Raw genomic sequence first — 2,282 nt, forward strand, 5'->3', positions numbered from 1 at the left:
TTGTTGTACCAGCCGTCCGTCAGGTTGTAGCCATAGTCGGACATGCCGAAAAACGAGGCGCCGACCCGGAAGTAGTCGGGAAACTTGGAGAGCGCCGACATCGTGTTTCCCCCACCGCCCGAGTATCCGGTGATGTGGACGTTGGAAGGATCGATCAGCCCGACGAAGGTCGGATTGGCTTTCACTGCCTCGACAGCGTCGTAAATGTCGTGAACCTCCAAGCCGCCGGAATCCCGGACTCCGTCCGAGCCATCGCGTCCTCGCATCGCCACCGAGATGGCGAAGAAGCCGCTGTCACGCAGCCGCTGAGCCGGACCCCGGACATTGGCCACCCCGTTGCCATTCGAGTAGCCATGCATCACGACCACGATGGGTGCGTTCGCCTGGGCGTCGTCATAGTTCAGCTCCGCGAGAAGATCGAGAGGGCCGTTGGCATCGGTGGAAATCGTGGAGGGATACCAGAAGTTGCTTTGGATATCGGCGGCTTGCAGGGCACCAAGACCGAGCATGGTGGCGAGGGCCATTGGTAGGAAGGGCGCGGAAGATTTTGTCATATTGTGGGAGTTGAGGGTTGTGAGCTCACAAAGTGAGCATATGAGGAGGTATTCAGAAGGCGCGCGGCCTGTCGGACTTAGAGGCGCAATATATAGTGGTCGGCGATCCATCTAAATACACCATAAGGACTAGCAGATTTACCTGTTAGAGTAAAGTTAAAGGGCGTTTAGAAATCGTGCACAATTTGAGAGTTTAGTTCCCACATCCTGTAGTGCGGCTTTGCAGAGAATCAGCATGCTCGGGTCAATTCTTGGACCTGAGTCCGACAAACTGCTAGGCTTATTTTTTTCAATGGCACATTGTTTGCTGGGCGAGTCAGCCGGCTGGCTAAGAGGTCGTCCGTGAGAAGCAAACTCCTTGCGGCGGCTCTTCCTCCTCTGGGGTGAGTTCAGCGAACCGGCGCTGCGGTGCCATGCGGAATGCGCGAGGGGCTTGGCCTGTCAGCTTCCTGAAGCGGGTGCTGAAGTGCTGCGCATTCGGCAACCCGACCTGCTGCCCGATCTGCTGGACCGGCAGGTCGGTCGTGAGCAGAAGGTGCCGCGCCTTCTCGATCCGACGTATTTCGAGAAATTTGACCGGCGCGATCCCGGTGCACTCTTTGAAAATCAGGGAGAATCGTGAAACCGACAGGCCAGCTACTCGCGCCAGATCACCGATGCTGAACTCCTGCGCCAGCCGTCCGCTTATGTGATCGACTACGCGGAGGATGCGTTCGTCGGTGATGTTTGGTTGCTGTCTGGACGCTGCCAACCGGGCGAGCAGCAGCACTTTCTCCATTGAGTTCTCCGCCAACTGCTCGCGCCGCACCTCGGCATTCCACCAGATGAGCAGATCGTTCAGCCCGGTCTCCACCGCAGCCCAGGAGGCCGGATTGGGGAACGAAACGACGAAGGATGTCGATTGATCCTTCGCGAACTGCAGCGCTTCGAGCAGGTGCGGTCGCGGGTCGAAGATCATCCAGACCTCGTGCTGTTGCTTTTTGAGCAAGAGTTCATAGGGTGTGTCTGGTGCAAAGATCACGGCATGGTGTTCGGGTAATTCCCAAGTTCGGCCGCCGCAAGCGATCTCTGTTAGCCCGCCGAGAAAGAATCCCGCTGTCCAGTGGGGAAATCCCGGCCCGCGTTCAAACCGCAGGCCAGCGCTTCCGGTGCTTTTGCCAGAGGAAATGATCATAAGGGGTTACTGGGGGATGCCTGTGCTCAGCGCCGGAATATCTGGATCGGCCTAGGCGAAGAATCGACACTGACCTCGGTGCGCAGGAGGAATCGAAACGAAAACAGGAAGCCTGTCTATTGCGAAAGGTTGCTGATTCAGGCAGTCTTAAGGATCTTTTAAGGGTCTGAGAGGCGCATCACATGCTCTGGAGGGTGTGTATCCTGAAGGTATACGTAGAGAAAATCCAACAAGAATATCATGAATGCCATAGTAAAAATGCCCACTCGCACTTCTTCCCGCAGCCACTCCCGGCGGCTCGGGCTCTCCGCCGCGCTCACCTTGTGCACGCTATGCGCCCTCCCAGCGGGGGCGACTTCGATGAGCTTCGAAGCGGACCGCGATGCGCTTCTGATCGCCGGCAACAACGCTGATAACAAGTTTGGGGCGGCGACAACCTTTGGGGCCGGATCGTTGAGTCATTCCTCTGGAATCTGGGAGGAAAATTCCGTTTTGAGCTTCGATGTCAGCGCATTGAGCGGGCTCTACTCCAGTATCGATTCGATCACGCTGCG

3 protein-coding genes are annotated in these 2,282 nt (G+C 57.1%); 1 reads left to right on the forward strand and 2 read right to left on the reverse strand.

Annotated features, from left to right (window positions below; translation table 11 throughout):
- Together WBG04_RS18290 and WBG04_RS18295 are read right to left on the reverse strand one after the other, a co-directional pair.
- A partial coding sequence (locus WBG04_RS18290; RefSeq protein ID WP_424316155.1) for an alpha/beta hydrolase family protein occupies positions 1-554 on the reverse strand: 554 nt, incomplete at its 3' end.
- A gap of 328 nt (positions 555-882) precedes the next feature.
- The gene (locus tag WBG04_RS18295; RefSeq protein WP_424316156.1) at positions 883-1,542 is read right to left on the reverse strand and encodes a helix-turn-helix domain-containing protein; all 660 of its coding nucleotides are present in this window, start codon (positions 1,540-1,542) and stop codon (positions 883-885) included.
- Positions 1,543-1,968: 426 nt separating this feature from the next.
- On the opposite strand from WBG04_RS18295, the gene WBG04_RS18300 reads away from it, so the two are divergent.
- A partial coding sequence (locus WBG04_RS18300; protein ID WP_424316157.1) for a hypothetical protein occupies positions 1,969-2,282 on the forward strand: 314 nt, incomplete at its 3' end.

This window comes from Haloferula sp., from assembly GCF_049672945.1.
In the GTDB taxonomy this organism is placed as follows: domain Bacteria; phylum Verrucomicrobiota; class Verrucomicrobiia; order Verrucomicrobiales; family Akkermansiaceae; genus Haloferula.